Source organism: Pseudoalteromonas sp. G5_S1_54_S4, assembly GCF_054968565.1.
In genome coordinates this window covers 220,811-242,871 of the sequence record NZ_JBQKUL010000001.1, presented here as the reverse complement: position 1 = coordinate 242,871, position 22,061 = coordinate 220,811, and the positions used below count along the sequence as shown (strand labels likewise).

Sequence of the window (22,061 nt, the reverse complement as noted above, 5' to 3'; positions counted from 1 at the left end):
AGCACTATTGATCTAGCTCAACTTTTGGTAATCCGCGATTATAACAATTTAGCAAATTATCGATAGTAAAAAAGGCGCCTAGGCGCCTTTTTTTTTACAAAGTGAAGCTGAATTTAGCGCTTAGCTACGCGACCATATTTGATATAATCTTGCGTAATAAGAGCAGCTTCTTCAAGAAATGGGTCAAGCTCTTCAATTACCTCAGGCACATCATCCAAGTTTTCTACAGGTTGTTTGCCTAAACGCTTTAAACGCTCGTTAGTGCGTGCTAGTGCTCGCGCTTCATTTTCTTCTTTTTCTTTAATGCGCTTTTTCTCGACTAAAGAAATTGTTTTACGATCTTTTTCTTCGTTGTAACGAGCGATATCCTCAAACACATAATTAAATTCAGGTTCAGTTTTAATTCGCTCATTGTGCTGTTTTTCAAGCACATTTATAACAGGATTTAAACGCCCTATTTGCTTATACTTCGCTTGTACTATGCTATCCCATGGTAGTGCATTATCTTGCTTACTTTCCCCCCACTCAGCAGGGTCAATAGCCGATGGGAACGTAATATCTGGGATCACCCCTTTATGCTGTGTACTACCACCATTAATGCGGTAAAACTTTGCAATTGTATATTGCACACTACCTAATGGATTATCGTATAAGTCATAAGCACGCGCTAAACCTTTATGCTGCTGCACAGTGCCTTTACCAAAGGTTTGTTCACCTATGATAACTGCGCGGCCATAATCTTGCATAGCTGCGGCAAAAATTTCAGATGCAGACGCGCTGTATCTATCAACAAGCACTGTGAGTGGGCCATCATAATAAGTAATGCCGTCACGGTCTTTTTGTTCTTCAATGCGATTATTTAATGTATGAATTTGTACCACTGGGCCTTGATCAAAAAACAAGCCTGACAGCTGCGTCGCTTCATATAGCGAACCACCGCCATTTTGACGTAGGTCTATAATAATACCGTCAACTTTTTGCTCTTTTAATTTAGCAAGTTCTACTTTTACATCTTTAGAAAGGTTGTTGTAAAAGCCAGGGATTTCGATTACCCCTATTTTACTAGTCAGATCTGAATAGCTGGCTTCAAATACTTCTGATTTTGCTGCTCGGTCTTCCAGACGAATTTTATCACGGGTTATCTCAACTACCTTTGGCGTACCGTGAGCATCTGCACCCTTTAAATATTGTAAACGTACTTTCGTGCCTTTAGGACCTTTTATAAGATCAACCACGTCATCTAAACGCCAACCAATAACATCAACAAACTCTTCGCCCTCTTGAGCCACACCAATAATGCGGTCATCGGCTTTAATTTGCTCAGATTTGTCTGCCGGGCCTCCAGGCACTAAACTACGAATTACCGTGTAGTCTTCATCAGGCGTTAATACTGCACCAATCCCTTCAAGCTCAAGATCCATATCCATTTTGAACTGTTCTGCACGACGTGGAGATAAGTATGAAGTATGTGCTTCAATACTACGTGCAAGTGAATTCATTACAATTTGAAATGCATCTTCAGATTTTGATTGTACAAGACGCTTCTCTGCATTTTTATAACGCTTGGTTAAAACGTCTTTTATGCCAGGCCAATCTTTACCTGTCATTTTTAACCGTAATGCATCATATTTTACTCGCTCGCGCCAAATTTCATCTAATTCAGCTTGCGTGGTCGCCCATGGAGCATCTTCACGGTCATAAAAATATTCATCTTCAGTGTCGAACGTCATTTCATTTTCAAGTAGTGAAAGCGAAAATTCGTAACGTTCAAAACGACGTTTAAGGCTTAAGTTGAAAATATCAAATGTAAAGCCTAACTTGCCGCTAATAAGCGCGTTATCGAAACGCTCACGATATTGCTCAAAAGAGTCAATATCGCTTTTCAAAAACACGCTTTTATTAAAATCAAGGGATTCGATGTAACGATCAAACACTTTACTTGAAAGCTCATCGTTAAATCGAACGGGTGTGTAATGCGAACGAGTAAATAGATTAGCCACTCGTTTACTGGCTGTACCGTGCTGACTTTCTTGCTTGAGCAAAGGTAAGTCTTCTAATGTTACCGGCTCTACTGCAGCCAATAATGAACCTGAAAACAGCGCAGCAACTAACGGAATGAGCGTAAACTTTTTACTCATACACAACTCCTTAATTTTTTTCGCAACTTAAATGATGTATAAGCTGTCGGCTTTGGTTTTTACTTGCATACCGGTCACTAATTCAACGTGAACATCGTCTTTGTTTACTTCAGTGATTACTGCATTAACAAGTGCTTGGCCAAGTTTAACCTTAACCTTATTATTAACCTTGACCTCGCCTGCAGGTAAAGGTTCAACTTTTCCTGAACGCTTAGGTGCAGCGGCTTTTGCAGGTTTTGCTGCAGCCGGTGAGTTTTTAGCCGCATGAGCTGGTTTCTTTTTGAAAGATTTTGCATCTGAATCTTGACGAGGACGCTGCTGCTTTTTACGCTTTGCCATTTTAGCACGGCTTTCTTCCAACGCTTTTTGTGCGTGGTCAATATGCTCTTGCTCAACTTTTTCGCCTTGATTTCCGTCAAGATCGATTCTAAATTCAGATTTAGTAACTGCCTCAAGGTAGCGCCAGTTAGAGGTGTATTTTCTAAGTGCTTGACGAACTTGTGTCTTACTAACTTTTTCAGACCCTTCAATGCGCTCAGCGATATCTTTGAAAATACCTACTTTAAGCGGCTGAATGCCCTCTTTTTGTTTAAAACATTGTGGAAATTCTTGGTATAAGAACTCCAATACTTCATTAATATCTTTTAGCTTGTTTGTGGTTTCCATTTTAGAACCTATTTAATCACATCTTTTCATCAAGGGCAGAATCAACATAGTGGATACACCAATCAACTAACTCTTCAAAGTCAGCTTCAATCACAGCCATATCACCACGTAAATGTTCCCAAATACCATTTATAATTTCATCAATTGAATCACAGTCTAAATCATCAGGAAGACGATCCCATGCCATGTGAATCAAATCATTGAGCGTTTCCGCTACATGTTCTTCATCCCCTTCCCAATCACCAACATCTTGAACGGCAAAAAGGTAGTCTTGAACATTTAGCAAGTCTTTCATTACAGGCTAGCCTCTAAGCATTTTACAAGTGCTTCAAGCCCTGCTTGGTCATCAGTATCAAATCGGCCAATACTTGGGCTATCTATGTCTAGTACCGCAAATACAGATCCATTTTTCATGATAGGTACAACTATCTCAGAATTTGATGCTGCATCACAGGCTATATGACCGTCAAAAGCATGCACATCTGAAATTAATTGGGTTTGCTCGGTCGCCGCAGCAGTGCCACATACCCCTTTTCCTACTGGAATACGAATACAAGCTGGATTGCCTTGAAATGGACCAAGTACCAATTCTGATGGTGAATCCATAAAATAAAAGCCCGCCCAATTCACATCTTCTAAAGAGGTAAATAACAGCGCGCTTATATTTGCCATATTGGCAATTATGTTTGATTCACCGCCTATCAGCGATTCAGTTTGCTTAACTAATGACTGGTAAAAATCGTGCTTTTGCATACCAAACTACTTCTTATTAAACATACAGTAGCTAAAGGTACTCTTTGTCACTAAAAATTGAAACCTTTTGCGGGTAAAAAAAAGGAAATTACATGGTTTTACGACACACTTGATTAAATATTCCGCAATTAACTTTGTACCGATTTACGCAGGCCGAATAAAAACAGTCCAGCGGCAAACCCTGACATCACACTATTGATTAAAAAGATCTCGCCTGTAGTGGCGCTCAAAAGATAACTAAAAATAGCGCCACCCAGCAAGCCCAGTGTTAATACTCCAGAATAATTTACCTTAGAATACTTAAACATAAGTAAATAACCCGGCACTACAAACGCGGCCATAGTTAAACCCACTATGTGCGCGTTAGCAATAGCGGTCATTAATAGTCCTAAAAAAATAGAAACCGCGTCACCGCGCATAGTCAATGCGTAGTAAATCCCCAACATACTACCAATAATAACGGGAGATAATAATGAAAGTGCGACACTTTTTGCGAGTTGATGTTTCATTGTAAGATCCTTAACAAAAACATAAATCTTTAATTTCTAAGCATGCACTAAGAGCCATAGCTTATAAATAGAGACTATGGTCGTATTTTTTAACTGAATATGCTTGGTTTTGAAAAAGATATAGCGAATATGAGGCACAAAAAAGCCCGCAAATAGCGGGCTTATCTGATAATGGTGGAGAGATAGGGATTTGAACCCTAGAGGGGCTATAAACCCCTGCCGGTTTTCAAGACCGGTGCATTCGACCACTCTGCCATCTCTCCGAAAGTGCATAAACTACAAGTAAGAGTGTACTCATAATTATTTTAATAAGGTGGTGGAGAGATAGGGATTTGAACCCTAGAGGGGCTATAAACCCCTGCCGGTTTTCAAGACCGGTGCATTCGACCACTCTGCCATCTCTCCGCACGGCCTGAATAATAGGGAAACCCTTGGGCTTTGTGAAGCTTTTTTTTCATTTTTTTGTTCAAGTGATTAAAAAACAACTAATTTGTTTAAACATAAAGCAATGAGAGCAAATCCTAACCGGCAAATGAACTTTTATTTAAATTTAGTTGTCTATTGATCTACAAAGGTTTGCCCAAACATATAAGAGTTGGTAATCTAATTTTAGTTAAATTACAGGAACTACTTAGTTTCACTTACAGGAGCTCTACAATGGCGTTTAATCAATCGTACAATACTGCAAAGCCGGTAATGTCGACCATTGAAACAAACAAAGTGCTTAAAAACACTTATTTCTTACTTGCAATGACACTTGCATTTAGTGCAGTCACTGCCGGTATTTCAATGGCACTGCAATTACCTTACTTTATGGGACTTGTATTCACACTAGTTTCATTTGGTCTACTTTTTGTTGTTAATAAAAAAGCAGATACAGCATCTGGTGTATTTTGGGTGTTTGCGTTTACAGGATTAATGGGAGCAGGCTTAGGCCCTCTACTAAATCACTACGCACAATTACCTAATGGCCCTATGCTAATTATGCAAGCGCTAGGTTCTACGGCGTTAATCTTCTTTGGTTTATCTGCTTATGCGCTTAACACTAAAAAAGACTTCTCATTCATGGGTGGCTTTTTAACTGTAGGCTTAATTGTGGTTATCGTGGCAAGTATTGTAAATATTTTCTTAGGTAGCTCGTTAATGTTTATGGTTCTAAACGCAGCAGTTGTATTAATCATGTCTGGCCTAATTTTGTTCGATACGAGCAGAATCATTAACGGCGGCGAAACAAATTATATCCGTGCAACTGTATCTTTATACCTTAGCGTATATAACCTATTTACTTCATTACTTGCCTTACTTGGCGCAAATAATGACTAATTAAATAGTTCTGTTAAAATAGCCCCTTTATTGGGGCTTTTTTATTGGAATAGTTTTGGCACGCTTTGTACTTTCTTTACATACTCCACCATCAGATCACGATACCACTCAACGTATTGTTAAGTTTGCTCATGCCTGCCTAGCGCAGGGACATAGCGTTGATGCGTTATTTTTATACCAAGATGCTATTTATCATGCTTCAACTCATTTTGAGTTAGCCTCAGATGAGTTAAGTACTCCCTCGCTTTGGCAGCAACTGGCTGAAAAAAATATAAATCTAATGTTATGCGTTACTGCGGCTGAAAAGCGAGGCTTAGATATAAAAAATACCGGCGCATTTGCTGTTGCAGGCTTAGCTGAATTTGCCATGCTGGCCAGTGAAGCAGATAAATGGATACAATTTAAATGATTAATGTACTCGTAATTAGTCAGTCAAGCCCATTTGATGACATGCATATCCGCGATGCACTTGATATGACCCTTATTTTTGCTGCCGTAGATCAAAATATTAGCTGGTTGTTTAGCGGCCCAGCTGTGTTAGCGCTTAAAAAAAACCAAAAGCCAAATAGTTTAGGTATCAAAGATTTTTTTAAAAACATTAAAATGTTGGAAATCTATGATGTTGAAAATATTTACGTTTGTGAAAAGTCACTGATTGATTATGGTTTAAGTAAAAGTGAACTACTCATTGAGGCAAACATAGTAAACTTTAATGCCCAAAAACAGTTAATTCACAATCAGCAGCATGTGGTGACCCTATGAGTACTTTACATATTTTTTCAAAACCACTGAATTACTACAGTACCCACAGCTTAGATAATCTAATTATGCTCACAGACAGTGTTTTACTCGTGGGTGACGCTTGCTTTGCAAAAGGGCAATATAGACAATTTGCTGACTCACTTTATATTTTAAAAGATGATGCAGAAGCTCGAGATATATCATTAAATATGAACGACAAAGCAATTAGCTATGATGAGTTTGTTACCCTCAGTTTAACTGCAAAACAATCAATTACTTGGTGAACCATGTTGGAATTTAATAATCAAACAATAGACACTGATAAACAAGGTTATTTGCTAGATCATACTGTTTGGTCAAAAGAGTTAGCCAATGTTATTGCAGAGCAAGAAAACATCACATTAACTGAGCAGCATTGGGAAGTTGTTAACTTTGTGCGAGAGTTTTATCTTGAATATAACACTAGTCCAGCCATTAGAATGTTAGTCAAAGCCATGGCTAAAGCGCTCGGTGAGGATAAAGGTAATAGCATGTACCTGTATAAGCTTTTTCCGAAGGGACCGGCCAAACAAGCCACTAAAATTGCCGGCTTACCTAAACCTGCACGGTGTATTTAATGAAACACAAAGCTAAAAACACGTCATCTTCAACAAGTAAACGCAATACAGGTCGTACATATTCGCGCAGTGCTGTAAAAAAGAGCCCGATAAAAAGAGCAATTAAGCCACAGATAGCCCAAAGCGATAAAAAAGTTATTTTATTTAACAAACCTTATGATGTCCTTTGCCAATTCACAGACGAGCAAAATAGACAAACTCTGGCTAATTTTATTCCTATTAAAGATGTTTATGCTGCGGGTCGCTTAGACAGAGACAGCGAAGGCTTGTTATTATTGACCAATTGCGGGAAATTACAAAATACCTTAACCGCTCCTGGTAAAAAAACCAACAAAACGTACTGGGTACAAGTTGAGGGGGTGCCTACAGAAGCATCTATTGATGCGCTCAGTCAAGGGGTCGAACTCAAAGATGGATTAACCTTACCTGCACAGGTAAAGTTAATCGATGAACCAGCGCTTTGGCCACGCACTCCCCCAGTGAGAGAACGTAAATCAATTCCAACATCTTGGTTGAGTATCACTATAAACGAGGGGAAAAACCGTCAAGTTCGACGAATGACCGCACACATTGGCCACCCAACGTTACGGTTAATTCGCTATAGTATTGGTAAATACACACTCGATGGAATTGAAACAGGTCAATATAAAATCAGTGGACCACCAACCAACAGTTAATACTTTACGTTAGCCTTTGCTTATCTGGTATTAAAAGCAAAGGTTAAATATGCTGTGTTATTCATGCCTTCCTAAGGCAATACAATTTCTGCCCTGCCTTTTTGCATAATACAGCGCACTATCCGTTGCTTTAAAGAAATCGACATGGTTAGTTTTTTCGCCATGTTTTACCGTATGAACTCCCATACTCACAGAGAGAAAGCCAGTAAAACTATCTTCATGAGCTATCGCTAAATCTTCAATAGATTTTTGTATTTGTTCTGCAATAAAGAGTGCACCTTGATTATCTGTTTGTGGGAGTAAAACAACAAACTCTTCTCCGCCATAGCGCGCTACAAAGTCCTCAGGACGACTGACTGTTTCTGCTAGCTTTTGCGCTACGCTATGTAAACACTTATCCCCTGCAATATGACCATACCTATCATTAAATTTTTTGAAATTATCTATATCAATAATGATCATAGAAAGTTGAGTATTTACTTTTATCAGTTTTTTAAATTCAGCATGTAATTTTTCGTCAAAACGGCGTCTGTTGGCAATTTTAGTCAATGAGTCTAAAAAGGCCATATCGCTGAGTATCTCTTGGGTTTTCAAACGCTCCGTCGCATCGTTAAATACAGCAATAAATTCACTTTCTACACTAATACCTGACACTTGCATTATCACTTTCGAACCATCTTTACATACAATTTGATAGTCATTAGCAGGAATATCGTCATTATTTTTATTTGCCTGCGCTAAAGACTCACCCCACATCGTTTGAGCAGACTCTCTATAACTAGGCTCAGGATACGCGACCTTCCACCACTGTTTTAAATTAGGGATATCATCAATTGTATAGCCAAATACATCTACAAACCGTTGATTAAGCTTTAAAATATCGCCAGTTACCATACAAACATTACACACGGGCAAAGGCAAAATAGTAAATAATTTTGCATAATGGCTCAGCTCATGTTTTCGCATTGGATGTTCAGTTGCACTACTAACAAAACGCTGCTGTTCAACGTGTTTCATTTCAAGAGAAGCATTCATAGTGGCAACAAAATGCCATTCTAACCACCACTTTTCTAGCTGCTTTAAAATGACTTGTTGAAAGGGATTAATAAAGTCTAAAGAATGTTCAATGAGTCTAAATAGCGCTGAAATAGGGTTGGGTTCTTCAAAGCGGTAAGGACGAGGAACCCTAATGGTTTGATAAAACAGTTGGTAAGCTGATTCTTTAACGTTATGTGGTAATTGTTCTGCTACTAAGCAATCATCGCGTTGTACCTTTGTTGATAACTCAACAACGTAAGATTTTACCTTTTGTGCTTGAGAAGCATAATTCATATATTCATTCCATTGACTATATTATAAATACTTATTTGAGTGTTTATTCAATTTAAACTCATCTAAAGGTATTGCATAATCATTTGGTTGTAAAGGTTTGTTAATGAACAATAATAAATATATTCTTTGATATTCTATAAATAGTACTAACACCTTAAATAAACAACATTTACTCATCATTTATAACTTAAATGAGTGTTTATAATTTAATGGCCTGACATCTTGGACCTGTTGTTCTTTGCAAATTAAAATGTGTTCAAACAAAGGGGCTATAATAGCACCGCAAAATGTGTAATCTAATCGGCTAAGTAAAAATCGACTAACAAAGAGTAAATCATCCCTAACCAACATAAAAAAAAGCAACAAAATCTATTCAATAGCCCTTCCTCTCTTTAAGCACTTACAAAATACATGCTATAATCGCGGCCTTTCCAAGTTAACAGTAATCTGTATAAGCGAAATTATTCATGAGCGAAAATAGTCACATTAAAGTCATCGTTGGTATGTCCGGCGGTGTTGATTCTTCTGTATCTGCATATTTATTAAAACAACAAGGCTACCAAGTAGAAGGCTTGTTTATGAAGAACTGGGAAGAAGATGACAATGATGAATATTGCGCTGCCGCTGAAGATTTAAAAGATGCCCAAGCTGTCTGTGACAAATTAGGTATTGAACTTCATACCGTTAACTTTGCAGCGGAATACTGGGACAACGTATTCGAATACTTTTTAGCTGAGTACAAAGCTGGTCGCACACCTAACCCAGACATCATGTGTAACAAAGAAATTAAATTTAAAGCCTTTTTAGAATTTGCGGCTCAAGCACTAGGTGCTGACTTTATAGCAACGGGCCACTACGTGCGTCGTGAGCTCAGAGATGATAAATATGTTATGTGCCGTGGCCTAGATGATAATAAAGATCAAAGCTACTTTTTGTACACATTGAGCCATGAACATATCGCGCAAACGCTGTTCCCTGTTGGAGATATTGCCAAGCCAGAAGTGCGCCGTATTGCTGAAGAGCAAGATTTAATTACCCACGATAAAAAAGACAGTACTGGTATTTGTTTTATCGGTGAGCGTAAATTTAAAGATTTCTTACAAAAATTCTTACCTGCTCAACCTGGTGTTATTGAAGACACAGATGGTAACAACGTTGGTGAGCATGAAGGGTTGATGTACCACACCTTAGGTCAGCGCAAAGGCTTGTTAATTGGTGGTATGAAAGAAGGCTCAGGCGAACCTTGGTATGTTGTAGCCAAAGATGTTGAACGCAATGTATTGATTGTGGGCCAAGGTAAAAATCACCCTCGCCTTTACAGTAATGGCCTAAATGCCAACCAATTACACTGGGTAGATCGTGTTGGTCCTCAAGGTACTACTCGTTGCACCGTAAAAACACGCTACCGTCAAGAAGACTTAAGCTGTACCTTGTTAGTCGGTGAAGATGGTATGGCACGTGTATTATTTGATGAGCCACAAAAAGCGGTAACCCCAGGACAATCTGCCGTATTTTACGCTAATGAAGTGTGTTTAGGTGGTGGTATTATTGACTCGGTGATCAAATAATGAATCAACATCAAGTCATGGCGCTTGCTGCCATGTGCCAAGTGGCTAAGCAAGTTCAGAAGGTTGCCCAATATGGCCGCGGTGATGAACAAGATTTATCGATTTTATTATCAAGTATTGTGCAAACCTCGCCAGCGTCCCCTGAAGATGTGTATCAAGGTGAGCATAACTTACGTGATGGCTATAAAACATTGATGGCACAACTGAGTGCCGGTGCTCAAAAAGATGTAGAAATAGTCAAATATGTGGGTGGTTTAATGCAGTTAGAGCGTGCTCTTAGTGCTAACAGTAAAAGCCTCAATGAATTAGGTAAACGTATTGATGATATTCATCGTCGTTTAGACCATTTTGCTATTACCGATGACAGTGTTGTTGCCGGTTTAGCAGATATATACTCGTCGGTGCTAAGCCCCCTTGGGCACCGAATTCAGGTTTATGGTAAACCCGAGTTATTAAAACAGCAGCTCACGCAAAATAAAATCCGCGCATTACTTTTAGCCGGAATTCGCAGTGCAGTATTATGGCGACAAATGGGCGGCAAACGTCGTCATTTCTTTTTTGCGAAAAGAAAAATTCTCGCCATAGCTAAAACAAAAATTTAATTATCGTTCAAACTAAAATTTAGGAGTTATTATGGAGCTTTCAGCGTTAACGGCTATCTCTCCGGTTGATGGTCGCTACGGCAGCAAAACCACTGAACTACGCAGTATTTTTAGCGAATTTGGATTAATCAAATACCGCGTAACCGTTGAAGTGCGTTGGTTGCAAGCGTTAGCTGCAGCAAGCGAGATTAAAGAAGTCCCCGCTTTTAGCGACGAAGCAAATGCGCTGTTGAATGCAATTGTAGATAAATTCTGTGAAGCTGATGCTCAGCGGGTTAAAGACATCGAACGCACGACAAACCATGATGTTAAAGCCGTAGAGTATTTACTAAAAGAAAAAGTAGCTGATAATGCTGAGCTACACGCAATTAACGAATTTATTCACTTTGCCTGTACTTCTGAAGATATTAATAACCTATCTCATGGTTTAATGTTAACTGAAGCGCGTAACCACGTCGTTTTACCTTATTGTGATGAGTTATTAAGCGCCATTAAAGAAAAAGCAATTGAGTACAAAGCCATTCCAATGATGACTCGTACACATGGACAGCCTGCAACGCCTTCGACTATGGGTAAAGAGTTTGCAAATGTTTACATGCGTTTAAAGCGTCAACGTGACCAAATTGCACAAGTAGAAATGCTAGGTAAAGTAAACGGTGCTGTGGGTAACTACAATGCACACCTAAGTGCGTACCCTGACTACGATTGGCATACCCACGCCGATAAGTTTGTAACTAGCCTAGGTTTAACACTCAACCCGTTTACCACGCAAATTGAACCGCATGATTACATAGCAGAGCTTTTTGATGCAATTGCACGCTTTAATACCATTTTGCTCGATTTTGACCGCGACATGTGGGGCTACATTGCACTTAATCACTTTAAGCAAAAAACCATTGCCGGTGAAATTGGCTCATCAACTATGCCACACAAAGTGAACCCGATTGATTTTGAAAACTCAGAAGGTAATTTAGGCTTAGCCAATGCTATCTTTGGTCATTTAGCACAAAAACTACCTGTGTCTCGCTGGCAACGTGATTTAACTGACTCAACCGTATTACGTAACTTAGGTGTAGGTATGGGTTATGCGGTAATTGCATACCAATCAACCCTTAAAGGTGTAAGCAAACTTGAAGTAAACGAGCAACGTTTAGCAGATGAGCTTGACCAAAACTGGGAGCTGCTCGCTGAGCCAATTCAAACCGTTATGCGTAAATACGGTATTGAAAAACCATATGAAAAGCTAAAAGATTTAACCCGTGGTAAACGTGTAAATCAAGAAATTATGGCTGATTTCATCGATGGTTTAGACCTACCAGAAGCTGCAAAAATTGAAATGAAAAAACTAACGCCGGCTAACTACATTGGTCGCGCTGTTAAGTTTATTGATGATTTAGTTTAATCACTCAAATCTACTAATAAAAAGCGAAAGGTACCTGCCTTTCGCTTTTTTCATTTAGGTCTTAACGTTATAGGCATTCTATGTATCAATTAAAAATAAATGAATTATCAGAGCAAGCGTTTTTAAGTCAATATTGGCAAAAAAAACCACTGTTGATCAAAGCTGGTTTTAAAGATTTTCAAGACCCACTTGATGCGAATGAACTCGCAGGCCTTGCTATGGAAGACAGCATAGAATCGCGCATTATTACTAACCACAATCAACAATGGCAATCGCATCAAGGACCATTTGACGATTTTGAAATACTCACTGATCAGCACTCGACACTACTCGTGCAAGCAGTGGATCATTGGCATCCAGAGGCTGCTCAGTTACTTGAACCTTTTCGCTTTATACCAAATTGGCGCATAGATGATTTGATGATCAGCTACTCAACCCCAGGTGGCGGTGTTGGCCCACACCTAGACCAATACGATGTATTTATTATTCAAGGTGAAGGTAAGCGCCATTGGCGGGTAGGATTACCCGACCCAACACTAAAACAGTTTGCTCAAAATAAAACATTACTGCAAGTTGAAGCTTTCAGTGCAGTAATTGATTGTATTTTGGAGCCCGGTGATATTTTATATATACCACCCGGTTGTCCTCATGAAGGCTATGCGGTTGAGAATGCACTTAACTATTCAGTCGGTTTTAGAGCACCTAATCAACAAGATTTACTTTCAAGTTTTGCTGATCATATTATCGACACAGAAAGCGGCCAAGAAAGGTATACCGACCATACCCTCGCCCTGCGTGATTCTAAAGGTGAGCTAACCCAAAGCGAAGTCGATAAAGTAAAAACGTTAATGCAAGCATTGCTAGAAGACGAGAGTTTATTTAAACACTGGTTAGGTAATACCCTTAGCCAACCTAAGCATGATATGGACTTAGCCCCTGAAGAAGACCCATTTAGTGTCGAACAAATACAACAACTGCTTGAAAACCAAGTAACATTTGAGCGTTTAGGGGGCACACGTGCTATTTATCAATGTATGGATGCAGAGCTACTTCTGAGTATCAATGGCGAAAACTTCGCTTTACCCTTATCTGATTTAGAAGCGGTAAAACAGCTTACTGATTTTATTGAATTTGATAGTAGCGTGCTTAATGCAACCACACCTAGCCTAGATTTTATCGAAACTTTTACTACACTGGTTAATGAGGGTATTTGGTTTAGCTAGGAGGAGGTCATGGTTTATACGGTTGACAAAGTTGATTGGCAAAGTGAAAAAAGTCAACTGCAACATATAAGGGAGCGAGTGTTTGTATATGAGTTACATATTCCTAAACGTATTGAGTTTGATAACTTAGATGCACTCGCTCAACATATTCTGGTCACCGATAATATGCACTCACCTGTTGCCACAGGTCGATTATGTAATGATGGTTTAATTGGTAGAATCGCCGTATTGCCGCAGCATCGCAACCGCAATGTTTATAAGTCACTGCTTAATTTCATTGTTAAATTAGCAGCGGAGCAAGGTATTGAAGCAATCAGTATTAATTGTATTTTAAACGAAGTAGAACGATTCAAAAATAATGGGTTTACTGTGCAAGGCCACGTCTTTATGGAAGCAGGTATCCCAAGGCAACGTATGCAGTGCCCTATTGCATGCTTTGAAACACGACCATTTACTTTAGTGCATTAACGAAAAAACGAGCCACTTGGCTCGTTTTTTTTCTTTATTCTTGTCGGTAATCTTTGAAAAAACGCTGCATTTTCATCATTGCACTCGATAAATCATCTTTATTAGGTAAAAACACCAATCTAAAATGATCAGGCTCTGGCCAGTTAAAGGCGCGCCCATGTACTAACAATATTTTTTCTGCTTTTAACAAATCAAACATCATTTGTTCATCGCTTTTAATATTGAATTTAGCTGTATCCACTTTAGGGAAAGCATAAAGCGCCCCTTTAGGCTTTTTACAACTAATTCCATCAATCGCATTTAAGCCGCGCCAAGCAATATCACGTTGCACATATAAACGCCCACCGGGGTCAATTAAGCTATCAATTGACTGAACGCCACCCAATGCTTGCTGAATTGCATATTGTGCGGGCACATTGGCACAAAGACGCATTGAGGCAAGAATATCTAAGCCTTTAATTAAATCTGTCATTAATGCGGTGCGACCACTTAACACCATCCAGCCCATTCTCAGCCCAGCAGCACGGTATGTTTTAGCTAAGCCATTAAAGGTGATGATAGGGAGATCATCGCATAATGAACCAATAGAAGTATGGGTAACGCCGTCGTATAGAATTTTCTCGTATATTTCATCGCTTAACAGCAAAAGCTTGTGCTCTCGAGCAATATTGATCAATTCTTCAAGTAAAGCGTCACTGTACACAGCCCCGGTTGGGTTGTTAGGATTAATTAGCACCAATGCTTTGGTTTTAGAGGTGATTTTACTCTTAATATCATCAATGTCAGGAAACCAATCTTGCTCTTCATCACACAAGTAGTGAACCGGATTACCACCTGCTAATTTTACCGAGGCTGTCCAAAGCGGATAATCTGGAGCGGGAATTAACACTTCATCATCATTATTCAACAGTGCTTGAGTAACCATTTGGATAAGCTCACTCACACCGTTGCCAATGTAAATATTATCAACGTCTAAATTGTGTAAGCCACGCTGTTGGTAGTGCTGATAAATAGCAACACGCGCAGAATAAAGACCTTTAGAGTCACAGTATCCTTGAGCTGAATATAAATTACGGATGATATCGCGATGCATATCTTCTGGCATATCAAAGCCAAATGCGGCGGGGTTACCTATATTAAGCTTTAATACCTTTTGGCCCTCATCCTCCATTTTTTTAGCTTGCACTAAAACGGGACCTCGGATGTCATAACAGACGCCGTCTAATTTATGACTCTTTTTTATTTCTGACATTGTTACCTCTAAAGAGCAAGTTAGCCATTAGACTAACGCAGTATAGCCGTGAATTACTAGGAAAATTAAGCGCTTAAAACTGAAAAAAATTCACGTTAACACTCTTTTTTATTACTATTGAAACGCGTTTAGCGCCCAGCTAACCATGCATTTAGTTTTGCTTGTGAACCAGTAACTTGCGCCATTAATCCATCGGCTGCATTAACAGCCTGCTCGTCATTCCCGTTATTTAAATTATATTCAATTAAACGAGCAACTTCGGCTAAACTTGCCGCACCAAATTGAGCGGCGTTTGATTTAAGGCTATGAGAGTGGCGAATAGCAGCCTCTTTATCTTGCCCAAGCGCAGCAATTGCTTCGTTACCCAATCGCTCAAATTCCGCACAACAAAATTCCAGCGTATCTGGAAATTGTTCACCTAATAGCGATTCCATACTTTCTAAAGCGGATTCGTCAATATTGATCTCTGTCATATTCATGCCCTTCAATACGGTCCATCGATTTTCTTCTTATCTCTTACTCTATATCTAAGCACAAAAAAAACCAACTTTATTAGTGCAAAAATGTATAATTACGGCAAATGTACCAACGAAATAGTGTATTCAATGGCACGTCCTCATTGTAAACAGTGTAACTTTTCGCTAAGCACTTGTATTTGCAGCGCAATTACCCGTGTTACTAACCAAACTCAGGTTATTATTTTGCAGCACCCCAATGAAGCAAAAGTGAGCAAAAATACGGCGCAGCTATTAGCTTTGGGTTTAACCCACTGTAAAATTATTAGAGGCGAAAATAATCAAGACTTCGCCTGTTTACAGAACCTACCTATTGAATCGAGCGTATTACTCTACCCAAGCGAGAGCGCCGTAAAATTAGACCGACCGAATAGTAAAGAAAACCTTCAAGATATTACGCATTTAATTGTGATTGATGGTACATGGAATAAAGCTTTTAAAATTTTGCAATTAACCCCGTTATTACAACAGTTTAAAACGGTAAGCTTTAGCCATATTCCCACCAACCGTTATGCTATTCGTAAAGCCCCTAGAGCAGATAGTTTATCGACACTAGAAGCAGTAGCGCATAGTTTATGGCTCATAGAAGCACTAAACCCTGCGCCCTTGTATGGTTTATTAGAGGAATTAATAAAAAAACAAACCCAACACATGCCCGCTCACGTAAAAGCACGTTACTTGTAATGTATGAGCTGAAATAAAATAACCGATGCGTAATACCACATCTCGATTAAAACGCGGATTTTCTCGCCAAGGCCCCGACTATCGTTTTGACGATCAAGTCGATTTTAGTGATATAAGAACCACTTTTGGTTTTCGTTCTATGGTGGTTGGTAAGTGGGTTACTAAAGAAGAGCGTTTTATTAGTGCCAACTTAATTTATGATGCGCTGGCTGATTTAGCGCAGATTCTGCATTTACCACCCACTGCCATTGGCCTGCGTGGCAAACTTAATCTCGCTTTTGGTCACGGTGGACAAAAAGGCGTGCAAGCACATTATAATGCGTATGACCAAACCTTAGCACTGGCTAAAAATGCAGGCGGTGGCGCTTTAGCCCATGAATGGTTTCATGCTTTTGATCATCATATTAGTGAGCATTTGTTTAAATCAAAAACCCGCTTTGGTTTCGCCTCTAAGTTATGGTTATCACACTCTCCCGACTTAAGCCATCCACTTAATGATGCACTTAATGAATTTTATAAACAGGTGTTTTTAGAGCAAAGCGGTGAACATGCCAATGAATTTGTAAATAAATGCATTGCGTTTGATAAAGCGCATAATCAGCAGTATATGAGTATGCCAGAGGAGCTTGCTGCTCGGTGTTTTGAAGCCTGTATCAACGAGCATCAAACAATCAAAAACAGTTTCTTAGTCGGCGGTTTGAGTAATAATAACTTAATTTATCCTGAGCTAAAGCACACGTTACACGCCAATGAAGCGATTAACCATTATTTTCAACTATTAGGTTATGCGCTTCATCAACTAGAAAAATAAGCTATTGTTTAGCTTAGTTATTTATCGTCACTGATACGGCTTGCTACCGCACTATTCTGATCTTTATATTTTGCATCAATGCGGGTGTTATAAGGGCTTTCACACGGACCGGTAAGTGTTTCAAAACTCATTGCGCCAATTTTCATCATAGGTCTGAGCGCAAGCGGCAGCTTACCAGAGTTATAAAACTCTAAAACAATATTACCACTCCAACCAGGATCTATTCTGTGTGCTGTAACATGCACCATTAAACCCAAACGTGCCAGCGATGAACGCCCATCTAACCAACCAACAATGTCTGCAGGTAGGGTTACTTTTTCATAGGTTATTGCCAACGCAAGCTCGCCAGGATGTAGAAAAAACGCTTCGCCTTCAGCTAATACAATTTCGTCGCTCATGATTGATTCTAACGCTTTATTAAGCTGATCTTTTGGACCACTTAAATCAACATAAGCGGCATTATGGGCATGAAATGTTCTAAACTTATTACCTAAGCGAAGATCAGCGGTAACCCCTGAAATCATTTCACTCGTTGGCGCGGGCTCGATAACAATGCGCCCATCGTTTAAGTATTCTTTAATATGTGTATCTGAAAGTCTCATTTTTAATCTTCCGTAATCACAACGTCAATCGCGTTGTGATGTTGTTGATAGTAAAGCGTGCTGGCAATCAATCGTGCGGCCGCGCTGTAAGTTTTGCTAATAGCCGCATCTGTCTCATCGGCAATCAACTTACCTTGCTCAGAGGATTCTCTGATATCAATCGCAAGCGGAATATGCGAAAGCACAGGCACACCATGCTTAAGGGCTAATTTTTGTGCACCGTCTTTACCAAATACATGATTGGCCTCGCCGCAATGCCCACAAATGTAATGGCTCATATTTTCAATCAAACCGAGCACTGGCACATTTACTTTATTAAACATAGCAATACCCTTTTGCGCATCAGCAAGCGCTAAGTCTTGTGGCGTCGTGACAATCACGGTGCCACTGGCTGGCACTTTTTGGCTCATGGTTAATTGAATATCACCGGTACCTGGCGGCATATCTACAATTAAATAATCAAGTTCACCCCAATCGGTTTCATTTAAAAGCTGACTAAGCGCGCCTGAGGCCATTGGGCCGCGCCATACGGTGGCATCATCGCTGGGGACTAAAAAACCGATAGATTGCGCTTTAATACCATTGGCATCAAACGGTTGTAATTGTTTATTGTCTTTTGTAACCGGCTCACTGCCAACTAATCCTAACAACATAGGAATTGACGGACCGTAAATGTCGGCATCTAGTATGCCTACTTTTGCGCCTTCATTTTTAAGCGAGCCCGCAAGATTTACAGCCGTAGTAGATTTACCCACCCCACCTTTTCCTGAGGCGACTAAAACAATATGTTTAATGGCTTTAAATTTCGCAGCCTCTTTAAGGTGAACACTGGCCGTTACGTTTACATCAATCTTTAAACGCTCAGTCAAAAATTGAGCCACATGCGGCATTTCAGATTGCGCCGCAAAAGGGAGATTGAGTTTAACCGTAATTGATTTATCGGTGTTTTGAGTGATATCAGCAATGAAATCTTGCTCAATACCCACAGCGAAAGCGGCACTGCGATAGGCCGCTAGAGCAGAAATAATCGGTTGTTTTTGCACCGATTTTGCAGAGAATAGTTTCGACAGTCCAAACATAGCAATAAAATAGCGTTTCTTTGATGAAAAGTGCCACGGAATTATGTAACATTCAGGGCATTAACACCAGTCAATTAGTAAATATCGATAAGCAGTGTGCTCTGTTATCACTTTGCTTATCGATAATGTAATAATTTTCATCTGTTCCTGACTAGGAACGCTTAATTCGGAATGATTATGGCACAGCGAAAGATCCTGATTACTAGCGCATTACCTTATGCCAATGGCCCTACCCATTTAGGGCATTTATTAGAGTATATTCAAACTGATATTTGGTCGCGTTTTCAAAAACTACAAGGCCACGAAGCGTACTATGTGTGCGCCGATGATGCTCATGGCACACCTATTATGCTTAATGCGCAAAAGCAAGGGATCACGCCTGAGGAAATGGTAAAAAACGTTAGTATCGAGCGCCAACGCGACTTTGCTGATTTTAATATCAAATTTGATAATTACCACAGTACCCATAGCCAAGAGAATAAAGAATTTAGTGAGCTTATTTATAATCGCCTTAACGATGCAGGTCATATTAAAAAGCACACTATTTCACAGTTATTCGATCCAGAAAAAGGCATTTTTCTGCCAGATCGCTTTGTCACTGGCACGTGTCCTACATGTAAATCAGAAGATCAGAACGGGGATAGCTGTGATGCCTGTGGCGCAACCTACAGCCCAACCGAGCTGATTAACCCTCGCTCTGTTATGTCGGGTGCTGAGCCTATCTTAAAAGATTCTGAGCATTACTTTTTTGATTTACCCGCCTTTGAAGACATGCTTAAAGAGTGGCTACATTCAGGCACAATTCAACAAGAAATGGCCAACAAGTTAGATGAGTGGTTTGCCGATGGTCTCCAGCAATGGGACATTAGCCGTGATGCACCTTATTTTGGTTTTGAAATTCCAAACGCACCAGGTAAATACTTTTACGTATGGCTAGATGCGCCTATTGGTTATATGGCGAGCTTTAAAAACTTATGTGATAAACAAGGCATCGACTTTGATGCATTTTGGCAAGAAGGCTCAGACGCTGAGCTTTATCACTTTATTGGTAAAGACATCATCTATTTCCACAGCCTATTTTGGCCTGCTATGTTAGAAGGCGCTCAATTTAGAAAGCCAACTAACGTATTTGCCCATGGTTTTGTTACGGTCAATGGCGCAAAAATGTCTAAATCAAAAGGCACGTTTATTAAAGCGCGTACTTATTTAGATAACCTAGACCCAGAGTTTTTACGTTACTACTACGCAGCTAAACTTAATAGTGGCATTACCGATTTAGATTTAAACCTTGAAGATTTTGCACAACGTGTAAACTCAGACTTAGTGGGTAAAGTAGTGAATATTGCCAGTCGTTGTGCTGGTTTTATTACTAAAAAGTTCGACGGTAAGCTGAGCAATACAGTTATGCAACCTCAATTGCTTGCAGAATTCCAAAACGCATCAGCGACAATCACCGAATATTACGAGAACCGTGAATACAGCCGCGCAATTCGTGAAATCATGGCACTTGCAGATAAAGCAAACCAGTTTATTGATAATGCTGCGCCTTGGGTGCTTATTAAAGATGAATCAAAGCAAGAAGAAGCGCATCAGGTTTGTTCACTAGGACTTAACCTATTCCGCGTGTTGATCACTTACTTAAAACCAGTGCTACCTGGCATGGCAAGTAATGTTGAAGCCTTTTTAAATGATGAATTATCTTGGCAAGGTGCGCAAACAGCGTTAGTAAACCACCCTATCAATAAATTTAAGCCGTTAATGCAACGTGTAGAAATGGATAAAGTGAATAAAATGGTTGAAGAATCAAAAGAAAGTTTAGTTGCTGAAAAAGACAAAATCGATCCTAATAGCCCACTTGCAAAAGAGCCAATTAGCGAAGAGATTGAGTTTGATGACTTTGCAAAGGTAGACCTGCGTGTAGCTAAAATTGCCAAAGCAGAGCACGTAGAAGGCGCTGACAAGCTGCTTAAATTAACCCTTGATATAGGCGGTGAAACTCGCCAAGTGTTTGCTGGAATTAAATCGGCTTACGCACCAGAGGACATTGAAGGTAAGTTAACTGTAATGGTTGCTAACCTCAAACCACGTAAAATGCGTTTTGGAATGTCTGAAGGCATGGTACTTGCGGCAGGCCCTGGTGGTAAAGAAATTTACATTCTTAACCCAGACGACGGCTCTGAGCCGGGTATGCGCGTAATGTAATTATTATCGCTTAAAGCCGCTAATATTTAGCGGCTTTTTTTTCATCTGTTATTTAGCTATTCTAATAAGAATTTTTAACGCCGCTATTCTCTGGTTTACTTCCTGAAAATAATTAAGCATTATTGCGATTTGGTATTACTGCAACAACTTTTGCTAAGTGAATCACCAAGCTTTGCGAGCTAATATACACAAACCAGTTAATATAGCGCACTTGAGGGTAAAAGCCTTGCCCCTGATTACCATAAATCCAAAAAGCACCAATAATGGCATCAGCCAATGCAGCAAGGAAAAGCCCTAAGCTCACCCACACTATTGATTTGGGTGCGTTAATCCCACCATAGGCAACAACTAATACCAGACCCATAAGTCCAACAGCCGTTATCACTAAGCTATAAACCCCTGTCATAGCTAAAATAGTATCTCCTGCCCCCTCAAGATACATAGAAGAGAACGACGCACTACTTAGCACCAACACAACAACAAAAAAAAGTGCACTTTTTATAAGCGACACCCGGCGTTTTAGATTAAAAGCTAACACACAGGCTATAAATAAAAGGCTGTAACCAGGTGCAAAAAATAAGATTGAATCCACTAAGTAATCATGTTTTATCAAGGTACTATAGCGATAATAGTGTTGGGGTAAATTAAAATTAACCACATCACCCGCGATACACAACATAAAAGCGCCACTGCCTAAAAGAGCAATACAGCGTAATTGTTGGTCTTTAAAACGTTTAAATACCCAAGCTGACATCGTTACACTATTAAACACAAGTAAGCAGAGCGAACTCAGTGACAACAGCATTAAAACACGTTTATTTTCAGGCGCAAGTAGCCCTATTAACATCACAGCTAAAGCGCACAGCCAAGCTATAAAAGTAATAATTTGATGCGGAT

General features: G+C 39.6%; 25 protein-coding genes and 2 tRNA genes. 14 read left to right on the top strand and 13 right to left on the bottom strand.

Translation table 11 applies throughout. The features are described 5' to 3' along the window. Positions 1 to 113: 113 nt before the first annotated feature. From prc to ACTRWE_RS01115, 7 genes are all read right to left on the bottom strand, one after another. The gene (prc, locus tag ACTRWE_RS01145) at positions 114 to 2,138 is read right to left on the bottom strand and encodes a carboxy terminal-processing peptidase (protein ID WP_262975886.1); all 2,025 of its coding nucleotides are present in this window, start codon (positions 2,136 to 2,138) and stop codon (positions 114 to 116) included. Between the two features lie 27 nt (positions 2,139 to 2,165). Then, entirely contained in the window at positions 2,166 to 2,804 is a 639-nt protein-coding gene (proQ, locus tag ACTRWE_RS01140; protein ID WP_198523240.1) for an RNA chaperone ProQ, read from the bottom strand. 16 nt (positions 2,805 to 2,820) lie between these two features. Then, the gene (locus ACTRWE_RS01135; RefSeq protein ID WP_138606053.1) at positions 2,821 to 3,099 is read right to left on the bottom strand and encodes a hypothetical protein; all 279 of its coding nucleotides are present in this window, start codon (positions 3,097 to 3,099) and stop codon (positions 2,821 to 2,823) included. Next, positions 3,099 to 3,557: a GAF domain-containing protein gene (locus ACTRWE_RS01130; protein WP_054201014.1), complete on the bottom strand. Its 459-nt coding sequence runs from the start codon at positions 3,555 to 3,557 to the stop codon at positions 3,099 to 3,101. The genes ACTRWE_RS01135 and ACTRWE_RS01130 overlap by 1 nt, the downstream gene beginning before the upstream one ends. 128 nt (positions 3,558 to 3,685) lie before the next feature. Then, positions 3,686 to 4,066, bottom strand: a complete 381-nt coding sequence (locus ACTRWE_RS01125; RefSeq protein WP_008112036.1) for a hypothetical protein — start codon at positions 4,064 to 4,066, stop codon at positions 3,686 to 3,688. A gap of 172 nt (positions 4,067 to 4,238) precedes the next feature. After that, positions 4,239 to 4,329: transfer RNA gene (locus tag ACTRWE_RS01120), tRNA-Ser, on the bottom strand. Positions 4,330 to 4,380: 51 nt separating this feature from the next. Then, a tRNA-Ser gene (locus tag ACTRWE_RS01115) sits at positions 4,381 to 4,471 on the bottom strand. A 252-nt stretch (positions 4,472 to 4,723) separates the two neighbouring features. Here ACTRWE_RS01115 and ACTRWE_RS01110 point away from each other — a divergent pair. Genes ACTRWE_RS01110 through ACTRWE_RS01085 form a run of 6 tightly spaced genes read left to right on the top strand, consistent with a single transcriptional unit; the run spans position 4,724 to position 7,424 of the window. Next, positions 4,724 to 5,389: a Bax inhibitor-1/YccA family protein gene (locus ACTRWE_RS01110; RefSeq protein ID WP_008112034.1), complete on the top strand. Its 666-nt coding sequence runs from the start codon at positions 4,724 to 4,726 to the stop codon at positions 5,387 to 5,389. Positions 5,390 to 5,444: 55 nt separating this feature from the next. After that, positions 5,445 to 5,798 (top strand): sulfurtransferase complex subunit TusD, encoded by a 354-nt coding sequence (gene tusD / locus ACTRWE_RS01105; protein WP_054201015.1) that lies wholly within the window; start codon positions 5,445 to 5,447, stop codon positions 5,796 to 5,798. After that, complete coding sequence (gene tusC, locus ACTRWE_RS01100; RefSeq protein ID WP_024603060.1) at positions 5,795 to 6,151, top strand: sulfurtransferase complex subunit TusC; 357 nt, start codon at positions 5,795 to 5,797, stop codon at positions 6,149 to 6,151. Before tusD ends, tusC begins: the two co-directional genes overlap by 4 nt. After that, complete coding sequence (locus ACTRWE_RS01095) at positions 6,148 to 6,414, top strand: DsrH/TusB family sulfur metabolism protein (protein ID WP_010390171.1); 267 nt, start codon at positions 6,148 to 6,150, stop codon at positions 6,412 to 6,414. Before tusC ends, ACTRWE_RS01095 begins: the two co-directional genes overlap by 4 nt. Before the next feature lie 3 nt (positions 6,415 to 6,417). Beyond that, a complete protein-coding gene (locus tag ACTRWE_RS01090; protein WP_010390172.1) occupies positions 6,418 to 6,747 on the top strand; it encodes a TusE/DsrC/DsvC family sulfur relay protein in 330 nt (109 codons plus the stop codon). Further along, on the top strand, positions 6,747 to 7,424 hold the full coding sequence (locus tag ACTRWE_RS01085; RefSeq protein WP_024603061.1) for an rRNA large subunit pseudouridine synthase E: 678 nt from the start codon (positions 6,747 to 6,749) through the stop codon (positions 7,422 to 7,424). Before ACTRWE_RS01090 ends, ACTRWE_RS01085 begins: the two co-directional genes overlap by 1 nt. A 57-nt stretch (positions 7,425 to 7,481) precedes the next feature. Here the strand turns inward: ACTRWE_RS01085 and ACTRWE_RS01080 are convergent, their stop codons facing one another. Further along, entirely contained in the window at positions 7,482 to 8,756 is a 1,275-nt protein-coding gene (locus ACTRWE_RS01080) for a sensor domain-containing diguanylate cyclase (RefSeq protein ID WP_024603062.1), read from the bottom strand. Between the two features lie 467 nt (positions 8,757 to 9,223). Between ACTRWE_RS01080 and mnmA the strand changes: the two genes are divergently transcribed. The 5 genes from mnmA (at position 9,224) to ACTRWE_RS01055 (ending at position 14,019) form a co-directional block, all read left to right on the top strand. After that, positions 9,224 to 10,324, top strand: coding sequence for a tRNA 2-thiouridine(34) synthase MnmA (mnmA, locus tag ACTRWE_RS01075; RefSeq protein ID WP_024603063.1), 1,101 nt, complete (start codon positions 9,224 to 9,226; stop codon positions 10,322 to 10,324). Next, complete coding sequence (gene hflD, locus ACTRWE_RS01070) at positions 10,324 to 10,926, top strand: high frequency lysogenization protein HflD (protein ID WP_024603064.1); 603 nt, start codon at positions 10,324 to 10,326, stop codon at positions 10,924 to 10,926. The genes mnmA and hflD overlap by 1 nt, the downstream gene beginning before the upstream one ends. Positions 10,927 to 10,957: 31 nt before the next feature. After that, entirely contained in the window at positions 10,958 to 12,328 is a 1,371-nt protein-coding gene (gene purB, locus ACTRWE_RS01065; protein ID WP_462879322.1) for an adenylosuccinate lyase, read from the top strand. Positions 12,329 to 12,408: 80 nt separating this feature from the next. Next, positions 12,409 to 13,551: a ribosomal protein uL16 3-hydroxylase gene (locus ACTRWE_RS01060; protein WP_024603066.1), complete on the top strand. Its 1,143-nt coding sequence runs from the start codon at positions 12,409 to 12,411 to the stop codon at positions 13,549 to 13,551. A gap of 9 nt (positions 13,552 to 13,560) precedes the next feature. Next, entirely contained in the window at positions 13,561 to 14,019 is a 459-nt protein-coding gene (locus ACTRWE_RS01055; protein ID WP_013465047.1) for a GNAT family N-acetyltransferase, read from the top strand. 34 nt (positions 14,020 to 14,053) lie between these two features. Here the strand turns inward: ACTRWE_RS01055 and ACTRWE_RS01050 are convergent, their stop codons facing one another. Further along, complete coding sequence (locus ACTRWE_RS01050) at positions 14,054 to 15,271, bottom strand: pyridoxal phosphate-dependent aminotransferase (RefSeq protein WP_016900382.1); 1,218 nt, start codon at positions 15,269 to 15,271, stop codon at positions 14,054 to 14,056. Positions 15,272 to 15,399: 128 nt separating this feature from the next. Further along, positions 15,400 to 15,744, bottom strand: a complete 345-nt coding sequence (locus tag ACTRWE_RS01045; protein ID WP_013465049.1) for an Hpt domain-containing protein — start codon at positions 15,742 to 15,744, stop codon at positions 15,400 to 15,402. Between the two features lie 132 nt (positions 15,745 to 15,876). Between ACTRWE_RS01045 and ACTRWE_RS01040 the strand changes: the two genes are divergently transcribed. Then, a complete protein-coding gene (locus ACTRWE_RS01040) occupies positions 15,877 to 16,470 on the top strand; it encodes a tRNA-uridine aminocarboxypropyltransferase (protein ID WP_024603067.1) in 594 nt (197 codons plus the stop codon). A gap of 25 nt (positions 16,471 to 16,495) precedes the next feature. Continuing rightward, the gene (locus ACTRWE_RS01035; protein WP_024603068.1) at positions 16,496 to 17,281 is read left to right on the top strand and encodes a CLCA_X family protein; all 786 of its coding nucleotides are present in this window, start codon (positions 16,496 to 16,498) and stop codon (positions 17,279 to 17,281) included. A 17-nt stretch (positions 17,282 to 17,298) separates the two neighbouring features. On the opposite strand, the gene dcd is transcribed toward ACTRWE_RS01035, so the two are convergent. Together dcd and apbC are read right to left on the bottom strand one after the other, a co-directional pair. Continuing rightward, positions 17,299 to 17,883, bottom strand: coding sequence for a dCTP deaminase (dcd, locus tag ACTRWE_RS01030; protein WP_013465052.1), 585 nt, complete (start codon positions 17,881 to 17,883; stop codon positions 17,299 to 17,301). 2 nt (positions 17,884 to 17,885) lie between these two features. Further along, positions 17,886 to 18,962 (bottom strand): iron-sulfur cluster carrier protein ApbC, encoded by a 1,077-nt coding sequence (apbC, locus tag ACTRWE_RS01025; protein WP_138765427.1) that lies wholly within the window; start codon positions 18,960 to 18,962, stop codon positions 17,886 to 17,888. Positions 18,963 to 19,139: 177 nt separating this feature from the next. Between apbC and metG the strand changes: the two genes are divergently transcribed. Beyond that, entirely contained in the window at positions 19,140 to 21,164 is a 2,025-nt protein-coding gene (metG, locus tag ACTRWE_RS01020; RefSeq protein WP_138765426.1) for a methionine--tRNA ligase, read from the top strand. Positions 21,165 to 21,276: 112 nt separating this feature from the next. On the opposite strand, the gene ACTRWE_RS01015 is transcribed toward metG, so the two are convergent. Further along, positions 21,277 to 21,918 (bottom strand): hypothetical protein, encoded by a 642-nt coding sequence (locus tag ACTRWE_RS01015; protein WP_262975883.1) that lies wholly within the window; start codon positions 21,916 to 21,918, stop codon positions 21,277 to 21,279. Positions 21,919 to 22,061: the final 143 nt, after the last annotated feature.

Bases quoted from the DNA above. Each gene is read 5' to 3' on its own strand.
- prc (WP_262975886.1), bottom strand. From the start codon at position 2,138: ATGAGTAAAAAGTTTACGCTCATTCCGTTAGTTGCTGCGCTGTTTTCA.
- proQ (WP_198523240.1), bottom strand. From the start codon at position 2,804: ATGGAAACCACAAACAAGCTAAAAGATATTAATGAAGTATTGGAGTTC.
- ACTRWE_RS01135 (WP_138606053.1), bottom strand. From the start codon at position 3,099: ATGAAAGACTTGCTAAATGTTCAAGACTACCTTTTTGCCGTTCAAGAT.
- ACTRWE_RS01130 (WP_054201014.1), bottom strand. From the start codon at position 3,557: ATGCAAAAGCACGATTTTTACCAGTCATTAGTTAAGCAAACTGAATCG.
- ACTRWE_RS01125 (WP_008112036.1), bottom strand. From the start codon at position 4,066: ATGAAACATCAACTCGCAAAAAGTGTCGCACTTTCATTATTATCTCCC.
- ACTRWE_RS01110 (WP_008112034.1), top strand. From the start codon at position 4,724: ATGGCGTTTAATCAATCGTACAATACTGCAAAGCCGGTAATGTCGACC.
- tusC (WP_024603060.1), top strand. From the start codon at position 5,795: ATGATTAATGTACTCGTAATTAGTCAGTCAAGCCCATTTGATGACATG.
- ACTRWE_RS01095 (WP_010390171.1), top strand. From the start codon at position 6,148: ATGAGTACTTTACATATTTTTTCAAAACCACTGAATTACTACAGTACC.
- ACTRWE_RS01090 (WP_010390172.1), top strand. From the start codon at position 6,418: ATGTTGGAATTTAATAATCAAACAATAGACACTGATAAACAAGGTTAT.
- ACTRWE_RS01085 (WP_024603061.1), top strand. From the start codon at position 6,747: ATGAAACACAAAGCTAAAAACACGTCATCTTCAACAAGTAAACGCAAT.
- ACTRWE_RS01080 (WP_024603062.1), bottom strand. From the start codon at position 8,756: ATGAATTATGCTTCTCAAGCACAAAAGGTAAAATCTTACGTTGTTGAG.
- mnmA (WP_024603063.1), top strand. From the start codon at position 9,224: ATGAGCGAAAATAGTCACATTAAAGTCATCGTTGGTATGTCCGGCGGT.
- hflD (WP_024603064.1), top strand. From the start codon at position 10,324: ATGAATCAACATCAAGTCATGGCGCTTGCTGCCATGTGCCAAGTGGCT.
- purB (WP_462879322.1), top strand. From the start codon at position 10,958: ATGGAGCTTTCAGCGTTAACGGCTATCTCTCCGGTTGATGGTCGCTAC.
- ACTRWE_RS01060 (WP_024603066.1), top strand. From the start codon at position 12,409: ATGTATCAATTAAAAATAAATGAATTATCAGAGCAAGCGTTTTTAAGT.
- ACTRWE_RS01055 (WP_013465047.1), top strand. From the start codon at position 13,561: ATGGTTTATACGGTTGACAAAGTTGATTGGCAAAGTGAAAAAAGTCAA.
- ACTRWE_RS01050 (WP_016900382.1), bottom strand. From the start codon at position 15,271: ATGTCAGAAATAAAAAAGAGTCATAAATTAGACGGCGTCTGTTATGAC.
- ACTRWE_RS01045 (WP_013465049.1), bottom strand. From the start codon at position 15,744: ATGACAGAGATCAATATTGACGAATCCGCTTTAGAAAGTATGGAATCG.
- ACTRWE_RS01040 (WP_024603067.1), top strand. From the start codon at position 15,877: ATGGCACGTCCTCATTGTAAACAGTGTAACTTTTCGCTAAGCACTTGT.
- ACTRWE_RS01035 (WP_024603068.1), top strand. From the start codon at position 16,496: ATGCGTAATACCACATCTCGATTAAAACGCGGATTTTCTCGCCAAGGC.
- dcd (WP_013465052.1), bottom strand. From the start codon at position 17,883: ATGAGACTTTCAGATACACATATTAAAGAATACTTAAACGATGGGCGC.
- apbC (WP_138765427.1), bottom strand. From the start codon at position 18,962: ATGTTTGGACTGTCGAAACTATTCTCTGCAAAATCGGTGCAAAAACAA.
- metG (WP_138765426.1), top strand. From the start codon at position 19,140: ATGGCACAGCGAAAGATCCTGATTACTAGCGCATTACCTTATGCCAAT.
- ACTRWE_RS01015 (WP_262975883.1), bottom strand. From the start codon at position 21,918: ATGTCAGCTTGGGTATTTAAACGTTTTAAAGACCAACAATTACGCTGT.